The sequence below is a fragment of the Pseudomonas sp. H26/SER47-MNA-CIBAN-0231 genome (assembly GCF_040310465.1).
Taxonomy (GTDB): Bacteria; Pseudomonadota; Gammaproteobacteria; order Pseudomonadales; family Pseudomonadaceae; genus Aquipseudomonas; species Aquipseudomonas atacamensis.
Genome location: NZ_JBEOPW010000033.1, coordinates 1 through 25,480, shown reverse-complemented (window position 1 = coordinate 25,480; position 25,480 = coordinate 1). Strand labels below are relative to the sequence as shown.

Here is a 25,480-nt window from a genome sequence, read left to right as displayed (position 1 = left end):
ACCGCGACATTGACCAACGCCGCTGGCTCGCCAGTGACCGTAACCTTGTCGAACGGCGCCGTGATCACCATCGACGCAGGCAAGACCATCGGCACCGTGAACGTTCCAGCGCCAGCTGACGACGTCTACAAAGACGCCGGCTCTGTGCAGGCGACGATCACCAGCGCTACCGGCGGCAATTTCGAGAACTTGGTACCGAGCACAGCTCCGGCCGTAACGACTGTCACCGATACCATCGATACCTCGACCGTCAAACTGACCGCCGATACATCGGTGGCCGAAGGCGGCACTGTCACCTACACCGCCACCGTCGGTGCGCCAGTTACCGGTTCGCCAGTTGTGGTAACTCTGGCCAACGGTCAGACCATCACCATCGGCGTTGGTCAGACTACTGGCACCGCAACCGCTGTTGCTGCGAACGATGCGCTGACCGGCAACGCGCCGATCACCAACTCCATCACTGGCGTAACCGGCGGCAACTTCGAAGATCTGGTGGCGGATAAAACACCGGTTTCGACCACTGTTACGGATGTCAACGACACCACCAATCTGTCGCTCAGCGCCAGCAACTCGGTGGCTGAAGGTGGCCAGATCACCTACACCGCGACCTTGACCAACGCCGCTGGCTCGCCAGTGACCGTGACCTTGTCGAACGGCGCCGTGATCACCATCAAGGCTGGTGAAACCACCGGCACCGCAACCGTTCCTGCACCGTCCGATGACGTCTACAAAGACGCCGGTTCCGTCCAGGCGACGATCACCAGTGCCACCGGTGGTAACTTCGAAAATCTCGTGCCGAGCACCACTCCAGCGATCACTCAGGTCACTGACACCATCGATACTTCGACCGTCAAACTGACGGCTGATACTTCGGTGGCTGAAGGCGGCACCGTGACTTACACCGCAACCGTCGGTGCGCCAGTTACCGGTTCTCCTGTCGTCGTGACATTGGCCAACGGCCAGACCATCACCATTGGCGTCGGTCAGACTACTGGCACTGCAACCGCTGTTGCTGCGAACGATGCGTTGGTCGGTAATGCGCCGATCACCAATTCGATCACTGGCGTAACTGGCGGCAATTTCGAAGATCTGGTTGCAGACAAAACTCCAGTTACGACTTCTGTCACCGACGTTACCGACACCACCAACCTGTCTCTGAGTGCGACCGGTTCCGTGGCCGAAGGTGGCTCGATCGTTTACACCGCTACGCTGACCAACGCCGCTGGCTCGCCAGTGACCGTGACCCTGTCGAACGGCGCTGTGATCACCATCAAGGCTGGCGAAACCACCGGCACCGCAACCGTTCCTGCGCCAGCCGATGACGTTTATAAAGATGCCGGGGCTGTTCAGGCGACGATCACCAGCGCTACCGGTGGCAACTTCGAGAACCTGGTACCAAGCACTGCTCCGGCCGTGACGACAGTCACCGACACCATCGACACTTCGACCGTCAAACTGACTGCTGATACTTCGGTGGCTGAAGGCGGCACCGTGACTTACACCGCCACCGTTGGTGCGCCAGTTACTGGTTCGCCTGTTGTGATAACTCTGGCCAACGGTCAGACCATCACCATCGGCGTCGGTCAGACTACTGGCACCGCAACCGCTGTTGCTGCGAACGATGCGCTGACCGGTAATGCTCCGATCACCAACTCGATCACCAACGTCAGCGGCGGCAATTTCGAAGATCTGGTGGCCGACAAAACTCCGGTCTCGACTTCTGTCACCGACGTTACCGACACGACAAATCTGTCGCTCAGCGCCAGCAATTCGGTGGCTGAAGGTGGCCAGATCACTTACACCGCGACACTGACCAACGCCGCTGGCTCGCCAGTAACCGTGACCCTGTCGAACGGTGCTGTGATCACCATCAAGGCTGGCGAAACCACCGGCACCGCAACTGTTCCGGCACCTTCCGATGACGTCTACAAAGATGCCGGCTCCGTCCAGGCGACGATCACTAGCGCTACCGGTGGCAATTTCGAGAACCTCGTACCGAGCACTGCTCCAGCGGTGACGACTGTCACCGACACCATCGATACCTCGACCGTCAAATTGACCGCCGATACTTCGGTGGCTGAAGGCGGTACCGTGACTTACACCGCCACCGTCGGCGCTCCGGTTACCGGCTCACCAGTTGTGGTAACTCTGGCCAACGGCCAGACCATCACCATCGGCGTCGGCCAGACTACCGGCACTGCAACCGCTGTTGCTTCGAACGATGCACTGACCGGCCACGCTCCGATCACCAACTCGATCACTGGCGTAACCGGTGGCAACTTCGAAAACCTCGTCGCCGACAAGACTCCGGTCAGCACCACCGTGACCGACACCGTCGACACCACCAATCTGTCACTGAGCGCAACCGGCTCCGTGGCCGAAGGTGGCCAGATCACCTACATCGCGACACTGACCAACGCCGCTGGCTCGCCTGTGACCGTCACCCTGTCGAACGGCGCCGTGATCACCATCAAGGCTGGCGAAACAACCGGCACTGCAACCGTTGCGGCACCCTCCGACGACGTCTACAAAGATGCCGGTTCCGTCCAGGCAACCATCAGCAAAGCCACCGGCGGCAACTTCGAAAACCTGGTGCCAAGCACCGCGCCAGCAGTCACCACCGTCACCGACACCGTCGACACCACCACCGTAAAACTGAGCGCAACCGCCACAGCGGCCGAAGGCGGCAACGTCGTCTACACCGCAACCGTCGGCGCACCCGTCACCGGTTCGCCAGTTGTCGTGACGTTGGCCAACGGCCAGAACATCACCATCGCGGTCGGCCAGACCACCGGCACCGTAACCGCCGTCGCACCGAACGATGCGCTGACCGGCAACGCTCCGCTGACCAACTCGATCACCAACGTCAGCGGCGGCAACTTCGAAGATCTCGTCGCCGACAAGACCCCGGTCAGCACCACCGTGACCGACACCGTCGACACCACCAACCTGTCCCTCAGCGCCAGTAACTCGGTGGCTGAAGGTGGCCAGATTACGTACACCGCGACATTGACCAACGCCGCAGGCTCGCCTGTGACCGTCACCTTGTCGAACGGCGCCGTGATCACCATCGACGCCGGCAAGACCACCGGCACCGTGAACGTTCCAGCGCCAGCTGACGACGTCTACAAAGACGCCGGGACCGTGCAGGCGACCATCAGCAGCGCCACCGGTGGCAGCTTCGAAAAACTGGTACCGAGCACCACGCCAGCGGTGACCAGCGTCACCGACACCGTCGACACCACCACCGTCAGCATCACTGGCAGCAGCTCGGTGACCGAAGGCCAGACCGCCAGCTATACCGTCAGCCTCAATCACCCGGCGCAGACCGAAGTGACCCTGAAAATCGTCTACAGCGGCACCGCTGCCGACGGTTCGGACTTCACCGGTGTGTACACCGTGAAGATCCCGGCGGGCGCCAGCAGCGCGCAGTTCAACGTCGCCACCCTCGATGACAAGATCACCGAAGGCACCGAGAACTTCGTGGTCAAGATCGATTCGGCTACCGGCGGCAACTTCGAGAACCTCGCGGTCAGCAGCACCAATGGCAGCGTCAGCACCTCGATCATCGACAACGATGCGCCACCGGTGCTCGATCTGGACGCCAACAACTCCAGCGGAGCGACCGGTGCCGATTACAAAGTGACGTTCACCGAGAACACCCCGGGCGCCGGCGTGTCGATCGCTGACACCGACCTCAGCATCACCGACCCGGACAGCACGATGCTGACCGGTGCCACCGTGGTGCTGACCAACCGTCAGGACGGCGATGCGCTGAACCTGGGCAACAGCGTCAACGGCATCACCATCAATGCCAACAGCACCAACGGCACGGTGACCCTGACACTCTCGGGTAACGCGACCCTGGCCGACTACATGCAGGCCATCAAGAACATCAGCTTCACCAACAGCAGCGAAAACCCGAGCACCGTGCCGCGCGTCATCACCGTGACGGTGACCGATGGCGGCAACTACTCGAACACCGCGACGACCACGGTCAACGTGGTGGCGGTCAACGATGCACCGGTCGCTGCGCCGAGCAATGTCACCGGCACCGAAGACACGCCGCTGGTACTCGGCTGGTCGACCTTTGGCGTCAGCGATGTCGACAGCCCGGCGAGCAGCCTCGGTATCAAGATCACGCAGCTGCCGGGCGAGGGCAAACTGCAGTATCTGGACGGCTCGACCTGGAAGGATGTTGCCAACAACCAGACCTTCAGCAAGGCCGACATCGACGCCGGCAAGCTGCGTTTCCTGCCGGATGCCAACGAGTCGGGCACCAACGGTTACGGCGGCACCGGTCTGGGCAACAATCAGGCGGACTACGCGCAGATCAAGTTCCAGCCTACCGATGGCCAGGCGCTGGGCAGCACCGGCACGGTGAAGATCGACATCACGCCAGTGGCGGATGCGCCGACCGTGGCCGTGGCCGATAACAGCGTTAAATCCACTGGCCTGATCAAGGAAGTCTGGACCGGTCTCTCGGGGCTGGGCACTGACGGCAGCGGCGCGAACTCGACCACCCTGAAAAACGTGATCGACGCCGCCGGCAAACCGAACTCCAGCGGCAACGTCACCAACGTGCAGTCTGACGGCAGTGTCGCCGCCGGTACGGCGTCGAAGACCTCTGGCCTGATCTACCTGGAAGCCGGCAAGACCTACAGCTTCAGCGGCGTGGCCGATGACAGCCTGCTGATTACCATCGGTGGAAAGAACGTGGCGTCGGGTACCTGGGGCGCGGGCGGTGCGATCAACGGTTCGTTCACCCCGACCACCAGCGGTTATTACACCCTCGACATCTATCACCACAACCAGAGCGGCCCGGGCAGTTACGACGTCAACCTGTCGGTCAACGGCGGCACGCCAATCGATCTGAGCAACGCCGGCGTGCCGATCTACACCGGTGTGCAGGATCTGATCAACTCGGGCGTGACCGTCTCCGATCTGCACGGCACCAACGGCGAAGGTTATTACGACGGCTACAAGCTCAACACCGGCGCTGAAGGCACCACGGTGAAACTGTCGGCAATCAGCACCGCGCTGACCGACACCGACGGCTCGGAAACCCTGAGCGTGAAGATCAGCGGCGCACCGGTCGGTTCGGTGCTCAGCGATGGCGCGGGTCATACCTTCACCGTTACCGCGAGCAATGGCGAAGCCAACGTCACCGGCTGGAACCTCGGCTCTCTGACCGTGACCCCGCCAACCTACTACAACGGCCAGTTCAACCTGACCGTGACTTCGACGTCCACCGAACAGGTCGGCGGCTCGGCAAGCAGCACCGCGACCATCCCGGTCACGGTAGTGCCTGCGGTGTACAACGCGGTCACCGCCACCTCGGGTGATGACAACGTCACCGGCACCGACGCCAACGACATCATCGTCGCTGACATCGGCGGCCTGACCGTGGTCCCGGGTACCAACTACAACATCGCGTTCATGGTCGACAGCTCGGGCAGCATGAGCACTTCGTCGCTGAACGCCGCAAAAGACTCGCTGACCTCGGTGTTCAACAGCCTCAAGCAAAGCCTGGGCGGCAGCAACTCGGGTACGGTGAACATCTTCCTGGTGGACTTCGATACCCAGGTCAACAAGTCGGTGTCGGTGAATCTCAACGACCCGAACGCGCTGACGATGCTCAAAGCCGTACTCAACTCGATGGGCTCTGGCGGCGGTACCAACTACGAGGACGTGTTCAAGACCACGGCCAACTGGTTCCAGAGTGCCGATGCGGTCGCCAACACCGGGGCGAAGAACCTCACGTACTTCATCACCGACGGCCAGCCGACTTACTACCAGACCGGCGAGCAGACCAACCCGACGCTGTATGGCAACGTGAAACTCGACAGCGTGGTGAACACCAGCAACTACAAGCAGGGCGACACGTTCAGCACCTACATCGACAACACGCACTACCTGACCATCAACAGTGCCGGCAGCGTTGTGCTGCAAACCTACAGCTCGTGGTGGGGCTGGAGCAGCGAAACCTTGGGCACGATTCACGCGCAGGGCGACGGTACCTATGAATTGTCGAACCTTGCGGGTACCGGCAACAGCACCAACTCGTCGACGACCAGCAATTCGACCAGCGGCTTTGCCTTGTTGAGCGGGTTGTCGAGCGTCGAAGCCATTGGTCTGAACAACGACGTCAGCCTCAACGACCTCAAGCCGTACGACTCGGACAAAACGCCGCAAACCAACATCGATCCGAAGGACCTGGCCAACTCGATCATCGGCCATACCGAAGCGACGATGCCGGGTAACGACACCGTCAACGGTGGCGAAGGCAACGACATCCTGTTCGGCGATCTGGTCAGCTTCAACGGCATTGCCGGCGAGGGTTACCAGGCGATGCAGGCGTTCGTCGCCAAGGAAACCGGCGTTGATGTCAGCAAAGTCAGCACCAGTAATGTGCACCAGTACATCACCGAGCACTATCAGGCGTTCGATGTGTCCGGCGCGCACGATGGCAACGACACGCTGCTCGGTGGCGCAGGCAATGACATCCTGTTCGGCTCGGGCGGCACCGACCTGCTCGACGGCGGCAAAGGCAATGACATCCTGCTCGGCGGCACCGGCAACGACACGCTGATCGGCGGTCAGGGCAACGACATCCTCATCGGCGGTTCCGGTGGCGACACCTTCGTCTGGAAATCGGGCGACACCGGTAACGACGTGATCAAGGATTTCAAAGCCAGCGAAGGCGACCGCATCGACCTGCGCGACCTGTTGCAGGGCGAGACCGGCAGCACGATCGACAACTTCCTGAAGATCACCACAGTGGATGGCACGTCGTCGCTGCAAGTCAGCTCGGCGGGCAAATTCAACTCGGGCGATGCCGCTGCGGCCACGCCGGACGTGACGATCAAACTGGAAGGCAACAACTGGGCGAGCGCCAACCTGCACAACCTGATTGCCGGCAGCGACCCGACCATCAAGGTCGATCACAACAACAGCTGAGGCTGAAACAACGACGGCCGCCTCCTGTGGGGCGGCCGTCGCGTTTGCGGGCAATGCAGCGGTGACGATTTGATCGGCGCCCCGCATACTGGCGGGCAGTTGGCTATGCTGCTGACAGCATGACGCTGTTCATTTGTGAGGGATGCTCAATGTTTTACGTGCAACGCGATGCGCAAGGCCAGTTGATTCGCGTGGAAGCTGCGGCGTACGCCGAGGCCACGGAAACGCTGCCCGCCGATAACCATGAGATTCAGGCGTGGTACGCCAACGAAGCCGTGGAAAACAGCCTCAAACAGCTCAAGCAGAGCGACTTTGAAATGATTCGGGTACTCGACGACCTGATTCAGGTGCTGACCCAGAAAGGCGTGATCCGCGTCACCGACCTGCCAGCGGCGGCCCAGGCCAAACTGATGGACCGCACCCAGGCGCGTGAAGCACTGGGCGGGTTGAGCCAGTTGATCGATGAGGATGAGGGCGGGTTGATCTGATCCTGGATCTTCACCAACTGGACTGGCCCTTTCGCGAGCAGGCTCGCTCCCACAATGATCATTCCCACGCTCCGCGTGGGAATGCATCAAGGGACGCTCCGCGTTCCGACCGCAACTCAGTTATCACGGCCCGTCACCGTTGTGACGCTGAGCGTCACGGGCTGCATTCCCACGCAGAGCGTGGGAACGATCAGTTCAGGCCCCAAGGCTTCGGCTCACCGAGCAACTGCCCCTGCACGCCATACAAGCCCATCTCGCGAATCACTGACAGCTCCCCTTCAGTCTCGACCCGTTCGGCAATCAGCGGCAGATCGATGCTGTGCGCTGCGCGCTGGATCGCTTCGATGAACAGGCGCTTGTCGCTCTCCTGATCGATCGCCCGAATGTAGCTGCCATCGATCTTCAAATACGCCAGACCCAACCGCGCCAGGTTGCCGATCATGCTGAAGCGCCCGCCGAAGCGCTGCAGACTCAGCGAGAAACCGAGCTCGCGCAGGCGTCGGGTCAACTGCTCCAGCACCGCCTGTTCAGGCAATTGCTCCTCACCGATTTCCAGAGTCAGACGCGCGCCGAGATTGGAATGCGCGCGCAGAATCTCGAAGACCTTGTTCAGCGCCTGCGGGTCGGCCAGCGTCGCCGAGGACAGGTTCAGCGCCAGCGAATCCTCGTGCCCCTTCATCTGCTCAAGCACGCGTTCGAGCATCAGCCGATCGAGCCGCGCGGTCCAGCCGAAGCGCTCCAGCCACGGCAGGAAGCGTCCGGCGGGAATGGTCTGGCCCTGCTCGTCGAGCAGACGCGACAGCACCTTGTAATGCAGCACCAGTTGCGTGTCCTGCGCCGCAACCACCGGCTGGAAATACAACTCGAAACGCTGCTGACTCAAGGCCTGATCCAGCAGTCGATGCCAAGCGTGATGGTCATCACCGACCTCCGCCACCAGACTCTGATCGATGCACGCCCAATTCTGCTCGCCCTGCCCTTCGGCCTGTGCGAGTGCCTGATCGCCCAGTGTCAGCACCGCTTGCGGGGAGTCACCGTGAGCGAACGGCGCCAGCCCGATCGAAGCCACCGCCGGCACATCGGTCGCGCCGGTGGCATGCAGGCTGCTCAAGGCATTGTCGAGATTCTGCGCCAGCTGCAACGCTTCCTCGCGCACCAGCCCCGGCGCCAGCACGGCGAATTCACCGCCGCGAATACGCGTGACCAAGTCCTGGGTTTGTGGATATCTGGCGCACTCGCGGGTCAATTGCTCACCGACGGCCTTGAGCAACTGGTCGGTACGCTGGCCGCCGAGACGCTGGTTGAGACCGGCCAGGTCCTTGACCCGCAACAGCAGCAAATAACCGGAACTGGCCTGCTCCGGGTTGCTCACACGGTTGTGCAGTTGCATCTCGAAATAACGACGGTTGGCCAGGCCGGTGAGGTTGTCCTGATAGGACTCGGTACGCAGTTTTTCACTGCGCTCGGCCTGCTCCTGGAACAATGTCTTGAGCTTCTCGACCATTTGATTCATCGCCTGCACCACGCGACGCAATTCAGGCGTGCGCGGCAGATCCGGCAGGCTGAGAAACTCGCGGCGGGCAATCGCATGGGACTGCTGGACCATGTAATCGAGGGGTTTCAACTGCCGACGCAGCAACAGCGCGCCGAGCACCGCACTCAATGCGCCGCAGATCAGCAACCAGCCAAGACTGCCCAGTGCGCTCTGCCATAGCTTGGCCACGGCGAACATCGGATGGCTGACCACCTCGACCCGCGCCGCCTGCTCCCAGCCACGGCTGACCAGCGCATCGCCACCCGCTGGTTCGAGGCCGATCAGTCTGACGAACCAGTCCGGCACGTTGCTCACCGCCGGGGCACCGCTGCGCTCGACAATGGTCTGCTCGGTCTTCACGTCGACCACGCGGATGCTCGCGTAATAACCGCTGTCGAAAATCGAACTGACCAGCAGCTCGACCATCGCCGGGTCGTCGATATTCGGCGTCAGCGACAACGCCAGCGCCGTCGCCGCGTCCTGTGCGTGGGAGCGCAACTGATTGACGTACTGGGTGCGCGAGCTCTCCAGGCTGACCATGAAGCTGCCGGTGAAGGCCACGACCAGGAACAGACAGATAGCGATCAACAGCTGTTTGAACAAAGACATCTGAGCGCGTGCTCCTAGTTAGTCGTCTCGACCGGAAAACCTTCGGCCTGCATTTTTTTCAGCACATCCTGCCAGCGCGACAGGCGTTTGGTGTCGCCGACCTTTTTATTGCCCTTGGCGCCTGGCAGATACAGACCTTCGGCATTGAAAGAGTAGACCGGCAGCAAATCGGTCCGCTGCGCCGCCGGCTGGATCGGATCGATCAGGCTGTCGAGCACCAGCGGCATGGCATCGGGGGTCGCATAGTACGTCAACACCATGTGCGCGCGGTTCTGGCGCAGCGCCTTGACGTAGGTGATACGCAGCTTGTCACTGGAAACGCCGAGATGGCGCAGGCTGAAATACTTGGCGATGGCGTAGTCTTCGCAGTCACCGGCGCCCTTCCACAGCGCTTCGATCGGGGTTTCCCAATAATCCACTTCGCGCCACAGATCGATGTCTTCGACGTAACGCACCTGCTTGTTGAAGAACAGGTTCACCACCTTGAGCTTGTCCATCTCACTGACCTGCTTCTGCGTGGCCAGCAGATTCTGCCAGGCGTCGATGCGCTGCTGCCCCGCGCCCAATGGCCCATAAAGAGCCGTGGCCTTGCGGCTGATCGCGGAAAAATCCCAATCGGCGTGCAGGCCGCCCAGCATGACGCCGGCCAGCAGCAATGCGCAGCCAAGCCAGCGCAAGGTCCGAGGGATCGCGAAACGTACCGCCACTGCAGGTTTCCAGAAGGACAGAAAGGAAGCGTTTGATGGTGAAGCTTAGCCCGGCAAAAAACAATGGCACCGTGAGATCATCGAAGACGCGCTAGACTTGAGATTGCCGCGCAACGTTTTACAAGGTTTGACAACCTGTAGAGCAATCACTAGTGTCATTTGGATCCAAATATTGCGACCTACAGGGTGTGTTGTCGTGACTCAGAAGCCCAAACCGCTGCACAGCATCAAAGTCGAAGGACCGATTCCTGCGCATCTGGCCCGGTCGGTGATCGAAGAAACCCTGCGCTCGGCCATTCTCGATGGCCGCCTGCCCTGCGGCACTGCACTGCGCCAGCAGGATCTGGCCGATCTGTTCGGGGTCAGCCGCATGCCGGTGCGCGAAGCCTTGCGCCAGCTCGAAGCGCAGGAGCTGCTTAGCGTCACTACGCACAAAGGCGCCGTGGTCGCCCCGCTGATCCAGGGCGATGCCGCTGAAACCTACGAGTTGCGCATTCTGCTCGAATCCGAGGCATTGCGGCAGTCCATTCCGCTGCTGACTGAGGCCGAGCATCAACTCGCCGCCGGCTACATCGACGAGCTGGAAGCGCAGCACGACTACAACGAAATCGGCCGCCTCAACCGTCTCTTCCACATGGCCCTGTACAGCAAGGCGCCCAACCAGCGACTGCTGCGCCTGGTGGAGGACGGCCTGAACGAAGAAGAACGTTTTCTGCGGTTCAATCTGGAAGCGATGGGCCTGGGCAAGCTGTCCCAGGATGACCACCGCGCCATGCTTCAGGCCGTGATCGAGCGGGACATACCGCGCTCGCTCGAAATGCTGGAGCAGCACCTCAACCGTGGCGTTGAGGTCATCACCCGCTACCTGGCGACTCCCGCCGCACAGAAGCGTCACACCGCACGCTGATATCCCGTACGTCGAATAATCCCCTTACAAATCTTCGCGACCGCTCTGCTGCCGGCTCTGGCAGCGGATCGGCGTGCCCGCTGGTGCCCGCCCCGGCCCTGCCGACGCATTTCTGCTGCCCGCCGATGACCAATCGGTAATAGCCGTGACGGCAATTTACCCGCACTCTTCCAGCGCCACCCCTACAGAACGGGGACGCGCCGCCCTGACGGCACAGTCCCCGCAACAGGAACCTACGGAAGGAGCCTTGTCACGGGAAACAGGAAGTCATGGCGCCGGTCCCGGCCAACTTTCGCCCCCTTTGAATTCATAAACTTCCCTTGTTTAAAAGTTGCTTCGAGTGAGGCATTCACTCTTGTTATCGATTTTGGCCATTATTAGCCGAAAGGAGTAACTACGCCCACATAAAACTTGGTCTGAAAGTTTTATCGGCCACTCTCATATTCAAAAAAAATCCAAATTAAAATAACTGAAAATAAACTTGTTAAATGCATTTGCCCTGTATTAGTTTTTCTCTCGCCAGGTTTGAACGTCGCCGTTCAGCGTGGCATACCTCACGCACCAACCGCAGCAACCGAGGCGCCGCAACGGCGCCACAGCGCAATCAATATTTGCCCGACTAACTTGCTATCCAACTTGCTCGCCCGCTTACAGCAACTGAAAAGAATCGTGCACTTCAATCAATGATAAAGGACATCATGATGCCCACTAAGCAGCAACTCGCCCTGAAGAAAGCCGAACTGAGTATTCACCCGATCTTTTCCGAGATTACTTCGTTATCGGTATTACGCCGTTTCATGGAAACCCATGTATTTGCCGTATGGGACTTCATGTCGCTGACCAAGCGCCTGCAACAGGAACTGACCTGCACGCGTTTACCCTGGTTGCCGCCGCGCGATCCCCACGCGGCGCGGTTGATCAACGAGATCGTGCTGGGCGAGGAATCGGACGATCGCCTCGATGCCGGCCATTACAGCCACTTCGAGTTGTACCTGGATGCGATGCGCGAGATCGGCGCGAGCACCACGGCGGTAGAGCGCTTTGTCGCCCTGCAGCAGGAAGGCGTGAGTTATGACGTCGCGTTGCAGAGCGTCGACGTCGTCCCGGCGGCCGCGCAGTTTGTCCGCGATACCTTGCGCATTGCCCTGGAAGCGCCGGGACACAGCGTCGCTGCCGCGTTCCTGCACGGTCGCGAGAGCGTTATTCCGACGATGTTCCAGCGCATCCTCGATGACTGGGGCATCGGCATCGAACAGGCACCGACCTTTCGCTACTACCTGCAACGGCATATCGAAGTCGATTCCGAAGATCACGGCCCCGCCGCCGAGCAGTTGCTGGAGCGTCTGGTCGATGGCGATCCGCAGCGCGCAGCCGAGGTTTATGCCAGCGCCATCGCCGCCGTGGAAAGCCGCATCGCCTTGTGGGACGGGCTGCGCCTGAGCATCGGCGTGGAAGTTGCCGAGGTGGCCCAATGAACGCTGCCGACTATCAATCCTTCGCCGACGCCTGGGAAAGCCGTGCGACCATCCGCACCCGTCCCCGGCGGCTGCTCGAAGACGATCAGCGCCTGATCTACCCGCTCAGCCGCCAGCCGCTGGTGCTCAGCGAAACCTTCCTGCGTGAATGCCCACAGCAACGTGATTTCGCCCTGGTGCAGACGTTGTACAAATTCATCAACGACGTAGTGATTTTCGAGACGGAAATCGTCGACAAGACCGCCCGCAGCATTGCCAAGAATCGCTTTGCCGTGGCGTTCCCGTTCGCCTGTCGCTACGACGCGATGACCGTGGTGGTCGATGAGGATTACCACGCGCTGGTGGCCATGGATTTCATGCAGCAAACGGTGGCACTGACCGGTATCGAACCGATTCCGTTGCCCGACGAAATCGAGCTGAGCCGGGCGATTCCCGCCGCCGTTGCGCTGGCTCCGGAACACCTGCGCAGCGCGGTGGAATTGATCTGCGTGGCGATCGCCGAAAACACCGTGACCGGCGACGTCGCGGCGTTCGCCCGCGACGATTCGGTCAAGCCGTCGATCAAGGGCCTGATGGCCGACCACTTGCTCGACGAGGGTCGCCACTCGAGTTTCTGGGCGCGGATGGTACGCATCTATTGGCACACCGCCAGCGAGGCGGACCGCGAAACCATCGCGCAGATTCTGCCGGTGTTCATCGGCCATTACCTGACCAACGACATTCAGAAGTCCTTCGATTTGCGCCTGATCGATGCGCTGCCGGTCAGCGAAACCACCCGCCACTCACTGCGCGAAGAAATCGCCGGACTGGCCTTCCCGATCAATCGCCACCACCCGCTGGTGGGCAACATCGTCAGGTTTTTCCACAACAGCTCGCTGCTCGACACACCGTGCGTGCAGCACGCCCTGCGCGACTATCTGGTTTGAGGAGACCGACATGAAACGTCTCGACATTTTGCTCACCGGCGCCGGCCAGGCCATGACCGACCTGGCCCGGGAACTCGAACAGCATGGCCATGCTGTGACCCGCAGCGGCGTGGCTCAAACGGCGGTGGATCTGATCATCGACGATGGTTTTATCGCTGCCGGCGACTTCTGCGCCATCCCGCATCTGCACCTGCGCCTGGGTGTCGCCGCGCAAGAGCATGGCGGCCTGCCGACCCTCGACTTGCTGTGCTTCCTCGGCTCGTCGCTGATCAGCCGTGTGCCGATCGGCGATGAGCCGTCCGGCAACGGTCAGTCGCTACGCCAACGAGCGCTCGCCCATGTGGTCGACGAAGTGGCGTTGCTGGTCAGCCGCTTTTCCCGCGATGCCGATTATTTGAGGCATGCCCCGGCCCTCAAAGCGCCGGATTTCGAACGGCTGGAAGATCTACTGTTTCTCGACAAACTGGCGTACGTCCACTGTCTCAATGACACGGCAAACCCGGCGCTGCTGGAGCAGGCGCAAATCCCGCTGATCGAGCGCCTGCGACAAAGCCTGATCGAACATGCCGAACGACCGGCGCTGCACCTCGGCGGACAGTCCATCAGCTACCGCCAATTGCACGCCCACAGCCGGGCGATCCAGCAGCGGTTGCTGCCCTTGCTCGAGCAACATCCGCAGCCGTGGGTGGTCGGTGTCTGCCAAGGCAAAAGCCCGGCGCTGTTTGCCTCGATTCTGGCGATTCTAGGCAGCGGCGCCGTGTACCTGCCGCTGGAGCCGAGTCATCCTTTGCCGCGTCAGCAATTCATCCTGGAAAACGCCGGCGCGGTGCTGTTGCTTCACGATGGACAGCAGGCGCTCAGCGAGTCGATAGCGGGGCTGGATGTCAGTGGCATCGAAGCGCCGAACGCCGATCTCGACCGGCCGCTGATGCAGCACCGCCCGGAACTTGATGCGCCGTGCATGGCGCTCTACACCTCGGGCACCACCGGGCATCCGAAAGGCGTGCTGCTCAGCCAGGCCAATCTCGCCCACTTCACCGCGTGGTACGCCGACTACGTGCAGTTGCACGCCGGAAGCCGGGTGTTGCAGTTCTCTTCGCTAAGCTTCGATTCGTCACTGATCGACATCTTCCCCAGCCTGCTCGCAGGGGCGGAACTGATCGTGCCCGACGACACCCAGCGCCGCGATCCCTTGCAGCTGATTGCGCTGATTCGCCGACGGCAACTGACCCACGCCTTCCTGCCGCCGGCGCTGTTGAGCATCCTGCCGCTGGAGCAACTGGAGGGCGTGCAGGTGATGACGGGCGGTGATGTCTGCGAGCCGTACGTCATCGAGCAACTGACCCGCCAAGGCACCCTGCACAACCTGTATGGCCCGACCGAAGCCACCGTGCTGATCACCGCGCGCCAGCTCAAACCGGGCGACAGCAACCGCACGCTGGGAGGGCCGATCGCCAACAGTCGGGTGCTGATTCTCGACGACGATCTGCAACCGGTGCCTGATCAAACCGTCGGTGAGCTGTTCATCGTCGGCCCTGGTGTCTGCCTCGGTTACCTGAACAATCCGCAGCAGACCGCCGAGCGTTATCTGACCCTGTCACTGCCCGGCGGCGAAACCCTGCGCACCTACCGCAGCGGCGACATGGCCAAGTGGGGCGAGCACGGTATCGAGCTGTGCGGGCGGCGCGACAATCAGGTGAAAATCCGTGGCTTCCGCGTCGAGCCGGAAGAGATCGAGCGCTGCCTGCGCGAGAGCCGCTTGTATCGGCAGATTGCCGTGGTCATCGACAGTCAGCGGCGGATTCTGGCGTTTATCGCCCAGCCACAGACCGAGACTGCCCGCGACGCATTGAAGGCTCACGCCCGGCAGTTTCTGCCGGACTACATGCAACCGGGAGCGTGGACCGAACTGGCGCAGATGCCGTTCGCCAGTAACGGCAAAGTCGATCGCAAGGCGCTGTTGGCATTGCCGGTGACGGTGCAGGACAGCGCTGCGAAATGCCTGCCGGCCAATGCTGACGAAGCGCTGCTTCTTGAGGTCTGGGCCGAACTGCTGGAACTGCCGACCAGCGACATTTCCACTGACGAAAGCTTCTTCAATCTCGGTGGTCATTCGATTCTGCTGTCGCGGATGTTGCTGCGCTTGCGTGAGGAATTCGGCCGAAGCATTTCGATCAATCGCTTCATCGAACTGCCCACGATCAGCAAACTGGCGACGCTGGTGCGCGGCACCGATGACAGCGCCGTGCTCAGCGCTCAGGCCATGGCCGACGCCGAGCGCGCGCTGGATATCGAACCGCTGCCGATCAGCCGCATGGGCGATGTGCACAAGGTCATCGTCACCGGTGCCAACAGTTTTGTCGGCGTGCACATCGTCGAAGCGCTGCTCGGTTGGGGCGCCAGCGAAGTGGCCTGTCTGGTGCGCGACGGCGCCGGGCAAACGGCGGCGCAACGCTTCGCTCAGGCACTGCGCGAGAACCGGCTGGAGCACCTCGACCTGAGCCGTGTGCGGGTTTACGCAGCTGATATCAGCCGTCCGCAACTGGGCCTGGGCGATGAGGAATATCAGCGCCTGGATCGCGAGTTTGGCGCGCTGGTGCACAACGCCGCCAACGTCAACCACGTGCTCGATTACGAGTCCCTGGCGGCGGACAACGTCGAACCGATATTTGCCCTGCTGAAGCTGTGCGAAGGGCAGCGCAAAAAGGTGTTCAACTTCGTCTCGACCCTGTCGGCATCCAGCACCGTGGATGACGCCGGTCGAGTGCTGGAACTGCCCGCCGCCGCGACGCCGCCGATCTATATTCGCAACGGCTACAACCTGTCGAAATGGGTCGGCGAACGCATCCTCGAACGGGCGCGCGAGCGCGGTGTACGGGTCAATCTTTATCGCCCTGGCAACATCAGCTTCAACAGCCTCAGCGGTGTTTGTCAGCCGCACAAGAACCGTTTGATGCTGATGCTCAAGGGCTCGATCCAGCTCGGCCAGGTGCCGGCCTTTGCGCTGAATTTCGACCTGATGCCGGTGGACTTTCTCGCCCGCTTCATCGCCTTCCATGCCAGCCGTCATTCAGCTGATCGCGCGGTGTTCAATCTGCACAATCCCGAGCCGCTGAGCTGGGATGCCTACGTCGCGTCGTTCCGCGAAACCGGCAGCGAGTTTGCGCTGGTCAGCGTCGCCGACTGGCAGCAGCAACTGAACCGGGTCGACGCCGACAACGCGCTGTTCGGCGTGCTCGGTTTCTACCTCAACGGCTTCGAGGAAGACATCGGCGACATCTCGCTGATCGGCCACGCCAACGCCGAGGCCGGCGTGCAGCAGATGGGCGCGCACTACCCACAGAAATCCCCGGCGCTGCTGCGTCGCGGCTGCGACTACCTGAAAGAAATCAACTTCATCTGACTCATCCCAAAGGAGCAACACCATGAGCAATCTGCAACCCGACACCCTGATCAAAAACCCGCAAGGCTGCCACGTTGTGTCGTCGGTGGAAGTGCCGGCGGACGCGGCAAAAGTCTGGGCGATCGTTGGCGATTTCGCTGGCTTCGAACGATTCATTCCAGCGCTGTCGCACACCGAAATGACCGGCGAAGGCGTGTCCTCGCTGCGCAAGAAAATCTTCAAGGACGGCAACGTCGTGGTCGAACAACTCAACTCGCGCGATAACCAGGCACAGCGCATGACCTGGACGACGATTTACAACACGTTGGGGGTAGCGAATCTGTGGGCGGCGATGCAAGTGGAATCGCTGAGCGCAGGGAAGTCGCGAGCGACCTGGACGATCATTGCCGAACCGGCTGCGGGTGGGGATGAAGCATTGCCGGGGTTCAGGGATTTCGTGCAGGGGTTTGCCGACGATGCGATAGGCAATGTGCTGAAGCTGTTTGTCTAAGGCATCGGTTTGGCGGTGATTGAACCGCCGCTTTCGCGAGCAGGCTCGCTCCCACATCTGGAATGCATTTCCCTGTGGGAGCGAGCCTGCTCGCGAAGAACGATAACGCGGTCTGCGATCTGTGAATCAGATCTTGAAACTGTCGACCAACTGCTTCAACCGGTTCGCCTGCTGCGACAACGCATCACAATCCTTCAACGTTTCGTTGAGGTTGGCCACGCTCTGCTGGTTCAACAGGTTGATCTGGTTGACGTCGACGTTCAGCGTTTCCACCACCGCCGTCTGCTCTTCAGTCGCCGCTGCAACCGATTGGTTCATGCCGTCGATTTCGCCGATGCGCTGGGTCACGCTGACCAGACGCAGACCGGCCTGATTCGCCACTTCCACGCTCTGCTCGCTGGACGCCTGGCTGGCGTTCATCGTGCTCACCGCTTCGCGCGAACCGACCTGCAGCGAGGTGATCATCTTGTGGATCTCTTCCGCCGATTCCTGGGTGCGATGAGCGAGGTTACGCACCTCATCGGCAACCACGGCAAAACCGCGCCCGGCTTCACCGGCACGCGCGGCCTCGATGGCAGCGTTGAGCGCCAGCAGGTTGGTCTGCTGCGAGATGCCTTTGATCACGTCGAGAATGTGGCCAATGTTGTCGGTGCTCGCGTTCAGGGTTTCGATCTGCGTGCACGACAGGCTGATCTTCTGCGACAGCTCGGTCATCGCCTGAATGGTCTGCTCGACCACCTGACGACCATCATCGGCCTGCTCGGAAGCGCCACTGGCGTGCTGCGAAGCATCCGCCGCGTTGCGCGCGATTTCCTGAGTGGCCGCGCCCAGCTGATTGATCGCCGCCGCGACGCTGTTGGTGCGCGCACTTTGCTCGTCGGAACCGACGATCGAAGCGTTGGACGACGCCATCACCCGTTGCGACAGGTCATGTACGTGACGGGTCGCCGACGACACTTCGGAAATCGATGCGTGAATCCGTTCAACGAACTGGTTAAACGCGCTGCCCAGTTCACCGAACTCGTCTTTGCTCTCGACCAGCAGACGCCGGGTCAGATCGCCCTCGCCCTGGGCAATGTCTTTCATCGCGCGGCCCATGGTGGTCAGCGGACGCATCAACACGTTGATCAACAGGCTCAACAGCAACGCAATCGCCGCGACTGCGACAAACATGGCGATCAACGCCGAGGTGCGGAATTGACTGAGTGCAGCGTAGGCCTTGTCGCGATCGATCGACAGACCGATGTACCACTGCGCGTTCGGCAGATCACTGACCGGGGTGAACGAAAGAATGCGTTCCTGGCCGTTGAGCACGACGTTCTGGTTGCCCTTCTCGATGCGCACGCTGGCGTTCGGGTAGATGTCGTTGAGGTTTTTCATCACTTGGTCTTTGTCCGGGCTGACGATCACCTGACCGTCAGCACTGACCAGAAACGCATGGCCGAGGCCGCCGAAGTCCACCGAGTTGATGATCTTCACCAGGGTTTCCAGGCTGAGGTCACCACCGACCACACCGAGCAATTCACCGTCCTTTTTCACCGGCATGGCGATGGTCACCACCAAACCGCCGACTGCCGCCATGTACGGCGGCGTCAGCATGGTTTTGTCGGCGGCTACTGCCTGCTTGTACCAAGGCCGCTGACGCGGATCGTAACCGTCCGGCATCTTCGCATCGGGGCGCTGGGTGAAGACACCGTTGGCCTGGCCGACGTAAGTGAACTGGAAGTTCGAAGTGAAGGCCGGTTGATCGACAAGGCCCGGCAAGTCGGCATTCCTGCCTTGATGGGCAACGTTCTGCGCGAGGTTTTCCAGCACCAGAATCCGTCCGCTCATCCAGTTCTGCACGCTGCTGGCGGTGAGGTCACCGGCCTGCTGCACAGAAGACTGCAAATTCTGCCGAATGGTGTTTCGCTGCAAGTAATCGTTGTAGAGCGTGAACAACGCGAACGCCAGGACGACGACGCCCGAAGCGGCCAGGAGGATTTTATGGCTGAACTTGAGATTCATTTCATGGGACTTCTTATGCCAAAAGTGGGGATGCGTTTCCGGATGCAACATTCCATGTACGGCGCAGGCAGCGTTCTTCTGGCCGCTCTACTTTGGTGCACGCATTTCTCACCAGTCTGTCGGCCAGCGGCGGAGAAATCTTAGGGGCGCGTGAGAAATGGACGGGGTTTGTGCAGGATTCCCGCCGAACGGCGTGCCAGAGCAGCTGCGAGGGAATTTTTCGCATCAACATGGGGGCAGCAGTTGCAAAATCTGTAACCCTTGATGACAATGCGACTAATTATCATTTGTGACGTTCGGGCTGGCGTGGTCATGTCTTCACCTGAGTTGGTCGTACAGGCGCTTTACGGTAGTCATCACGGCTGGCTCAACGCTTGGCTGCGCGCGCGGCTGGGCAACGCAGCGGATGCGGCGGATCTGGCTCAGGACACTTTCCTGCGTCTGCTGCAACGTACCGAACGCCTCGAACTCAGAGCGCCCCGAGCTTTCCTGCGAACCATCGCGCGCGGTCTGGTGATCGATCATTGGCGCCGCGAGGAAATCGAGCGGGCCTATCTGGAGACCATTGCTCACTTGCCTGAAGGCGAAGTACCTGACGCCGAATCCCGCGCGTTGGTGCTGGAACTGCTGGAAAGCATTGCTCGTATGCTCGAAGGACTGAAGCCGAAAGTGCGTCAGGCATTTCTCCTGGCGCAGTGCGAAGGTTTGACTCACAAACAGATCGCCGAGCAGTTGGGCGTATCGGTACGTTCTGTGGAACGCTATGTCGCCGATGCGCTGTATCACTGCTATGTGTTGCGGTATGAAAGCTGATGCCTGTGGACAACCTCTCACTCGGTCGCCGCGTCGAACCGCGCCAACACGTGGTCAAGCAAGCGATTCACTGGCTGCTGCGGCTGCGCAACAACCACGGCAATTCGCGGCTGACTCGCCAATGCGAGCAGTGGCGCGCCGAGCATCACGAACATGAAATCGCCTGGCAGCGGGTGCAGTCGCTGCAAGCCGAATTGAGTTCCAGTCTGCGCGCCGTGCCGGGTGCGCAGGTCGCTTTCAACACCTTGGAAAACAGTGCGCAGGGGCTGGGCCGACGCCAGGCTTTGAAGTTGTTGTCGGGCGCGCTGTTGATGGGCTCCGCCGCGTGGCTGGCCAAGGACAGCGCCGCCTGGCAGCAATGGAGTGCCGACTACGCCACGGCGACCGGCGAACGGCGCGGTTTCCAGTTGCCCGACGGCACGCGCATCGAACTCAACACCGCGAGCGCCGTAGACCTGGATTACACCGCGCAGCAGCGCCTGATCAAACTGACCCGTGGCGAGATCATCGTTACCTGCGGCGGCTCTGACGAGGGCGCGGCGACCGATCGACCGCTGCGCATACAGAATCGCCACGGCAGTTATGCGCCGGTCGATGCGCGTTTCATTTTGCGTCAGGACGATCAGTGCACGCGGCTCAGCGTTACCCGTGGTCGAGTCGTGGTTCACGCCGGTGGGCATTCGCTCGAGGCGCTCGCCGGGCAGAGTTTTCTGGTCGACCAAAGCGGTTTGCGCGCTGCGCCGACGCCGGATATGGATGCAGGCGCCTGGCTCGACGGTTTGATTGTCACGCGCAATATGCGGCTGGGTGACTTCCTCGCTGAAGTGGGCCGATATCGCCCGGGTTATCTCAATTGTTCGGCGGAGATCGCAGACCTGCGCCTTTCTGGGGTGTTCCGTCTGGAGGACACCGACAGGCTGCTGGCGGTCCTGCCGCAGATGCTGCCGGTGCAATTGCGTTATCGCACCCGCTGGTGGGTGACCCTGGAACGTGCGGTGTGATTATTTTTGGCGGGTTTTCGCAGGCAGTCCGGCTTAGTCAGTAAGCACTTCAACTCAGCCCCCGCGACTGCCTACGGAAATCCACAATGACTGTCCGCGCCATTTGTAAGAACCCTCTGAATTTCACTGCAGAATCGACACTACTGCGCCATGCGGTTCGCGCGGCACTGCTGACCACCGCGCTGGGCGTCAGCGTATTACCGAGCCTGAGTCTGGCCGCCAACACCGGCACCGAGATCAGCCACCGCTACAACATTGCTGCCGGGCCATTGGGCGAGGCGTTGAATCAGTTCGCCCGGCAGGCCGGCATCACCTTGGCGATGACGCCGCAACAGACCCAAGGTCAGCAATCTCCCGGCGTGCAGGGTGAATATTCGACCGACCAGGCCTTGAGCCATTTGCTCGGTGGCTCAGGGCTGGAAGCCGTCAGCCAGGACGGCAGCAGCTACATTCTGCGCCCGCTGGCTGAAAGCGAAGCAATGGCCTTGCCGACCACCGACATCAAAGGCTTCGCCCTCGGCAACGCGCTGGGCAGCATGGCCGGCTACAACGCCACGCACAGCCAGATCGCCACCAAGACCAGTACCGCCCTGCTGGAGACCTCGCAAAGCGTGTCCGTGGTCACACGCGAGCAAATGGATGACCAAGGCTCGCAAACCGTCTCGCAAGCGATGCGCTACACCCCGGGTGTGCTGACCAACCCGTATGGCGCCACGCACCGTTACGACTACGTGGCGATGCGCGGTTTCAACGACGGCTCGGTGGACAACATCTACCTCGACGGCCTCAAGTCGATGGGCGACAGCGGCACTTACAGCACCATGCAGGTCGATCCGTATTTCCTCGAGCGTGTGGACATTCTCAAAGGCCCGTCGTCCGTGCTGTACGGCCGTAGCTCGCCCGGCGGTCTGGTCGCGCTGACCAGCAAAAAGCCGTTGTATGAGGCTTATCATCAGGTGCAGGCCACAGTGGGGACGCAAGGCCAGCATGGGGTTGGGTTTGACTTCAGCGGTCCGGTCGATGACGACAAGCGCATCGCCTATCGTCTGACCGGACTAAGCGATCAGTCCGACACGCAATTCGATCACAACAAGGAAAAACGCTTCGCCCTCGCGCCGACGTTGAGCATCGATTTCAGCGAAGACACCTCGCTGACCCTGCAGGCCTATCTGCAACACGATCCGGACGGTGGTTACCACGGCGGCGTTCCGGCGGACGGCACGATCCATCAGCGCAATGGCGAGCGCATCTCGCCGCGCTTCTTCGAGGGCGAGCCGGGGATCGACGGCTACTCCCGTGACCAGCAATCGTTCGGCTATCAGTTCGAACATCGCTTCAACGACGTCTTCACGGCGCGGCAGAACTTCCGCTATCTCGATTCCAAAGTGAACATGGATCAAGTGTACGCCTATGGCTGGACCACCCCGACCAGCAATGAACTGAACCGCTATTACACCGGCGGTGATGAGCGCCTGCATGCGTTCATCGTCGACAACATGCTGCAGGCCGAATTCTTCACCGGCGCGACCAAGCACACGGTGCTGATGGGCGCGGATTATCAACGGCGCAAAACCGTGGTCGACTGGACCAGCGGTGGCCTCGCGCCGATCAATGCGTTCAATCCGGTGTACGGTAACTCGGGGATCGAGATGTACGGCAACACCAGCTATCTGCGGCGCCTCGAACAGACCGGTGTGTATTTGCAAGACCTGATCGAGATGGACAAGTGGCGCTTCTCGCTGGGCCTGCGTCAGGACTGGGTCGAGACATCCGATGAAAACCGCATCGCCGAAGCGGGGCGTCCGGTTGGTACAGAGATCAATGATCGGCGCACGAAACTCACTGGGCGTGCCGGCGCTTTATATCTGTTTGATAACGGTCTGGCGCCATACATCAGCTACTCCGAGTCGTTTAACCCGAACTCCTATGCCGACAGCGCCGGTAATCCACTCGCCCCTACCGATGGCACACAGTGGGAAGTCGGTTTGAAGTATCAGCCGCCGGGCACCGATAACCTGTTTACCGCCTCGCTGTTCCGCATCGACCAGGAAAACCTCGCGACCAAACTGCCGCAGGAAAACTTCTATCGCGCGGTCGGTGCCGTACGCTCGCAAGGTCTGGAGCTGGAAGCGCACATGCAACTGACCGATAACTTGAAAGTGCTCGGCAGTTACACCTTCACTGATATCGAATATTCCAAATCGATGATCAGCACCTTGAGCACGCCGACCGATGTCATCGAGAACAAGGGCAACTCACCGACTCAAGCGCCGCGACACATGGCCTCGCTGTGGGCTGACTACAAGTTCGACAGCGCCGCACTTGATGGGCTGCGCTTGGGCGGTGGGGTGCGCTACGTCGGCTACAGCTGGGCCGATGCGGAGAACACGATGAAGGTGCCGTCTTACACGCTGTTCGATGCCTCGATTGGTTATGACCTGGGCAAGATTGGTTTGAAGGGTGTTGATGTTCGGCTCAACGCGAACAACCTGACCAATGAATCCTATGTCGCGTCCTGCGCCAGTCTGAACTTCTGCTACATGGGCGAAGAACGCAACGTAGCGGCGACCGTCAGCTATCAGTTCTAAAGCTATGTCCTGTGCGTAAAAAAGCCAGCCCCTGCTATCAGGGGCTGGCTTTGTCGTTTCTTCGGGGTGTTTTGTATGCGTGCGTTTCTGGTTTTGTTGCATCGGTACATTGGCTTGGCCACTGCGGTGTTTTTATTGTTGGCCGGGCTGACCGGCAGTGTGCTGGCGTTTAATCACGAACTGGATGAGTGGCTGAATCCGCAGTTCTACGAGGCGACGTCAGTGGGTGAGCGCTTGTCGCCGGGCGCGTTGGTAGATGCAGTGCAGACAGCGCACCCGAAACTGCAAGTCTGGTACATGGAGTATCCCCATGAGACGGGGCATACGGCGCTACTGGCGGCCGTTCCGCGTAAGGATCCGGCGACGGGCCAGCCGTTTGATGAGCGCAATCAGGTGTTCTATCTGGACCCGGTCAGCGCGGAGCAAAAAGGCGCGCGCTACTGGGGTGAATGCTGTTTTCAGCGGGAGAACTTCATCCCGTTCATTCTGGAGTTTCACTACAACCTGACATTGCCCGGTAACTGGGGACTGCTGTTGATGGGCCTGGTGGCCATCGCGTGGGTGATCGACTGTTTTGTCGCATTGTGGCTGACCTTGCCGCGTGGCAAGCCATTCTGGAAGAAGTGGGCTACTGCGTGGAAGGTCAAAGGCGGGCATGTCTACCGCTTGAACTTCGATCTGCATCGCGCTGGCGGATTGTGGTTGTGGCTGCTGCTGTTACCGATCGCCGTTAGTAGCGTGGCGATGAACTTGCCGAGCCAGGTATTCAAGCCTGCGGTTTCTTTGTTTTCGCCCATCGAGCCGAGCGTATATGAAGCCAGAGGACGAATGCCCGCCGATCAACTGGGGACGACACAGTTGAGTTATCAACAGGCGTACGAAAGGGCATTGCAGGAAGGGAAACGATTAGGACTGACGGCGGCAATAGGCGAGTTGTATTACAGCTTTGAGTACAACTTCTACGGCGCAGGATTTGGACAGCACGATACGGACGCCCATGGAAAATCCTGGTTGTTCTTTCACGGTACCGATGGCCGATTATTGGGACAGGAGATCGCGGGACAGGGCACGCTTGGAGAGCAGTTCTATCGACTTCAGTTGCCCATACATGGAGGACGGATCATCGGGGTGACAGGGCAGGTAATGATCGCGGTACTGGGTGTGTTGATTGCGGGGTTGTCAGGGACGGGCGTCTATATTTGGTGGCGCAAGTGGCAGGCAAGACGCAGCACCAGGATCCGAAGAACAGCCTGATCTTTCGTACACGCTTAAATGACAAAACCCCTGTCTGCGTTAGCAGACAGGGGTTTCGGAATTCAATCTTGACGATGACCTACTCTCACATGGGGAAACCCCACACTACCATCGGCGATACATCGTTTCACTTCTGAGTTCGGGATGGGATCAGGTGGTTCCAATGTTCTATGGTCGTCAAGAAATTCTTTATCTGGCCCGTCAACACGGTAACAAGCCAGCAAAAACAGGAACTTCTACTAAAACAAAACCCCAACTGCTTTCGCAATTGGGGTTTCGGAATTTAATCTTGACGATGACCTACTCTCACATGGGGAA

General features: G+C 60.5%; 13 protein-coding genes, 1 rRNA gene and 2 pseudogenes. 11 read left to right on the top strand and 5 right to left on the bottom strand.

The genetic code is table 11. The features are described 5' to 3' along the window. Together AAEZ10_RS26840 and AAEZ10_RS26835 are read left to right on the top strand one after the other, a co-directional pair. Positions 1 to 6,960 (top strand): annotated as a pseudogene (locus tag AAEZ10_RS26840) (LapA family giant adhesin); the annotation flags it as partial. Between the two features lie 149 nt (positions 6,961 to 7,109). Next, complete coding sequence (locus tag AAEZ10_RS26835) at positions 7,110 to 7,448, top strand: hypothetical protein (protein WP_016772279.1); 339 nt, start codon at positions 7,110 to 7,112, stop codon at positions 7,446 to 7,448. A 190-nt stretch (positions 7,449 to 7,638) separates the two neighbouring features. Here AAEZ10_RS26835 and lapD read toward each other — a convergent pair whose 3' ends face one another. Both lapD and lapG read right to left on the bottom strand, forming a co-directional pair. Further along, positions 7,639 to 9,591 carry a cyclic di-GMP receptor LapD gene (gene lapD / locus AAEZ10_RS26830; RefSeq protein ID WP_073476738.1) on the bottom strand — a complete coding sequence of 651 codons (1,953 nt, stop codon included), beginning with the start codon at positions 9,589 to 9,591 and terminating at the stop codon, positions 7,639 to 7,641. A 14-nt stretch (positions 9,592 to 9,605) separates the two neighbouring features. Continuing rightward, positions 9,606 to 10,298: a cysteine protease LapG gene (lapG, locus tag AAEZ10_RS26825; protein WP_073476740.1), complete on the bottom strand. Its 693-nt coding sequence runs from the start codon at positions 10,296 to 10,298 to the stop codon at positions 9,606 to 9,608. A gap of 196 nt (positions 10,299 to 10,494) precedes the next feature. On the opposite strand from lapG, the gene AAEZ10_RS26820 reads away from it, so the two are divergent. From AAEZ10_RS26820 to AAEZ10_RS26800, 5 genes are all read left to right on the top strand, one after another. Continuing rightward, positions 10,495 to 11,205, top strand: coding sequence for a GntR family transcriptional regulator (locus tag AAEZ10_RS26820; RefSeq protein WP_071174000.1), 711 nt, complete (start codon positions 10,495 to 10,497; stop codon positions 11,203 to 11,205). Between the two features lie 698 nt (positions 11,206 to 11,903). Continuing rightward, on the top strand, positions 11,904 to 12,680 hold the full coding sequence (locus tag AAEZ10_RS26815) for a DUF3050 domain-containing protein (RefSeq protein ID WP_122707681.1): 777 nt from the start codon (positions 11,904 to 11,906) through the stop codon (positions 12,678 to 12,680). Continuing rightward, the gene (locus AAEZ10_RS26810; RefSeq protein WP_350571731.1) at positions 12,677 to 13,606 is read left to right on the top strand and encodes a diiron oxygenase; all 930 of its coding nucleotides are present in this window, start codon (positions 12,677 to 12,679) and stop codon (positions 13,604 to 13,606) included. Before AAEZ10_RS26815 ends, AAEZ10_RS26810 begins: the two co-directional genes overlap by 4 nt. Positions 13,607 to 13,616: 10 nt before the next feature. After that, a complete protein-coding gene (locus AAEZ10_RS26805) occupies positions 13,617 to 17,009 on the top strand; it encodes a non-ribosomal peptide synthetase (RefSeq protein WP_273527939.1) in 3,393 nt (1,130 codons plus the stop codon). 22 nt (positions 17,010 to 17,031) lie between these two features. Beyond that, entirely contained in the window at positions 17,032 to 17,499 is a 468-nt protein-coding gene (locus tag AAEZ10_RS26800) for an SRPBCC family protein (protein ID WP_122707687.1), read from the top strand. A 126-nt stretch (positions 17,500 to 17,625) separates the two neighbouring features. Here the strand turns inward: AAEZ10_RS26800 and AAEZ10_RS28060 are convergent, their stop codons facing one another. Both AAEZ10_RS28060 and AAEZ10_RS28055 read right to left on the bottom strand, forming a co-directional pair. Next, positions 17,626 to 18,411: a methyl-accepting chemotaxis protein gene (locus AAEZ10_RS28060; RefSeq protein WP_370593577.1), complete on the bottom strand. Its 786-nt coding sequence runs from the start codon at positions 18,409 to 18,411 to the stop codon at positions 17,626 to 17,628. Positions 18,412 to 18,480: 69 nt separating this feature from the next. Then, positions 18,481 to 19,506 (bottom strand): annotated as a pseudogene (locus AAEZ10_RS28055) (HAMP domain-containing protein); the annotation flags it as partial. Positions 19,507 to 19,818: 312 nt separating this feature from the next. Here AAEZ10_RS28055 and AAEZ10_RS26790 point away from each other — a divergent pair. The 4 genes from AAEZ10_RS26790 to AAEZ10_RS26775 all read left to right on the top strand — a co-directional run bounded on the left by AAEZ10_RS26790 (position 19,819) and on the right by AAEZ10_RS26775 (position 25,162). After that, on the top strand, positions 19,819 to 20,319 hold the full coding sequence (locus tag AAEZ10_RS26790; RefSeq protein WP_071173994.1) for a sigma-70 family RNA polymerase sigma factor: 501 nt from the start codon (positions 19,819 to 19,821) through the stop codon (positions 20,317 to 20,319). Further along, positions 20,319 to 21,320, top strand: a complete 1,002-nt coding sequence (locus AAEZ10_RS26785; protein ID WP_350571728.1) for a FecR domain-containing protein — start codon at positions 20,319 to 20,321, stop codon at positions 21,318 to 21,320. The genes AAEZ10_RS26790 and AAEZ10_RS26785 overlap by 1 nt, the downstream gene beginning before the upstream one ends. A gap of 86 nt (positions 21,321 to 21,406) precedes the next feature. Then, positions 21,407 to 23,908 (top strand): TonB-dependent siderophore receptor, encoded by a 2,502-nt coding sequence (locus AAEZ10_RS26780; RefSeq protein ID WP_243243475.1) that lies wholly within the window; start codon positions 21,407 to 21,409, stop codon positions 23,906 to 23,908. 75 nt (positions 23,909 to 23,983) lie between these two features. Continuing rightward, positions 23,984 to 25,162: a PepSY-associated TM helix domain-containing protein gene (locus tag AAEZ10_RS26775; protein ID WP_273527932.1), complete on the top strand. Its 1,179-nt coding sequence runs from the start codon at positions 23,984 to 23,986 to the stop codon at positions 25,160 to 25,162. A 66-nt stretch (positions 25,163 to 25,228) separates the two neighbouring features. On the opposite strand, the gene rrf is transcribed toward AAEZ10_RS26775, so the two are convergent. Then, positions 25,229 to 25,344, bottom strand: a 5S ribosomal RNA gene (rrf, locus tag AAEZ10_RS26770). Positions 25,345 to 25,480: the final 136 nt, after the last annotated feature.

What these genes read in the sequence shown, in the direction of transcription:
- AAEZ10_RS26790 (WP_071173994.1), top strand. Translation starts at nt 19,819, where the DNA reads ATGTCTTCACCTGAGTTGGTCGTACAGGCGCTTTACGGTAGTCATCAC.
- AAEZ10_RS26815 (WP_122707681.1), top strand. Translation starts at nt 11,904, where the DNA reads ATGATGCCCACTAAGCAGCAACTCGCCCTGAAGAAAGCCGAACTGAGT.
- AAEZ10_RS26775 (WP_273527932.1), top strand. Translation starts at nt 23,984, where the DNA reads ATGCGTGCGTTTCTGGTTTTGTTGCATCGGTACATTGGCTTGGCCACT.
- AAEZ10_RS26780 (WP_243243475.1), top strand. Translation starts at nt 21,407, where the DNA reads ATGACTGTCCGCGCCATTTGTAAGAACCCTCTGAATTTCACTGCAGAA.
- lapD (WP_073476738.1), bottom strand. Translation starts at nt 9,591, where the DNA reads ATGTCTTTGTTCAAACAGCTGTTGATCGCTATCTGTCTGTTCCTGGTC.
- AAEZ10_RS26785 (WP_350571728.1), top strand. Translation starts at nt 20,319, where the DNA reads ATGCCTGTGGACAACCTCTCACTCGGTCGCCGCGTCGAACCGCGCCAA.
- AAEZ10_RS26805 (WP_273527939.1), top strand. Translation starts at nt 13,617, where the DNA reads ATGAAACGTCTCGACATTTTGCTCACCGGCGCCGGCCAGGCCATGACC.
- AAEZ10_RS26810 (WP_350571731.1), top strand. Translation starts at nt 12,677, where the DNA reads ATGAACGCTGCCGACTATCAATCCTTCGCCGACGCCTGGGAAAGCCGT.
- AAEZ10_RS26800 (WP_122707687.1), top strand. Translation starts at nt 17,032, where the DNA reads ATGAGCAATCTGCAACCCGACACCCTGATCAAAAACCCGCAAGGCTGC.
- AAEZ10_RS28060 (WP_370593577.1), bottom strand. Translation starts at nt 18,411, where the DNA reads ATGGCGTCGTCCAACGCTTCGATCGTCGGTTCCGACGAGCAAAGTGCG.
- AAEZ10_RS26835 (WP_016772279.1), top strand. Translation starts at nt 7,110, where the DNA reads ATGTTTTACGTGCAACGCGATGCGCAAGGCCAGTTGATTCGCGTGGAA.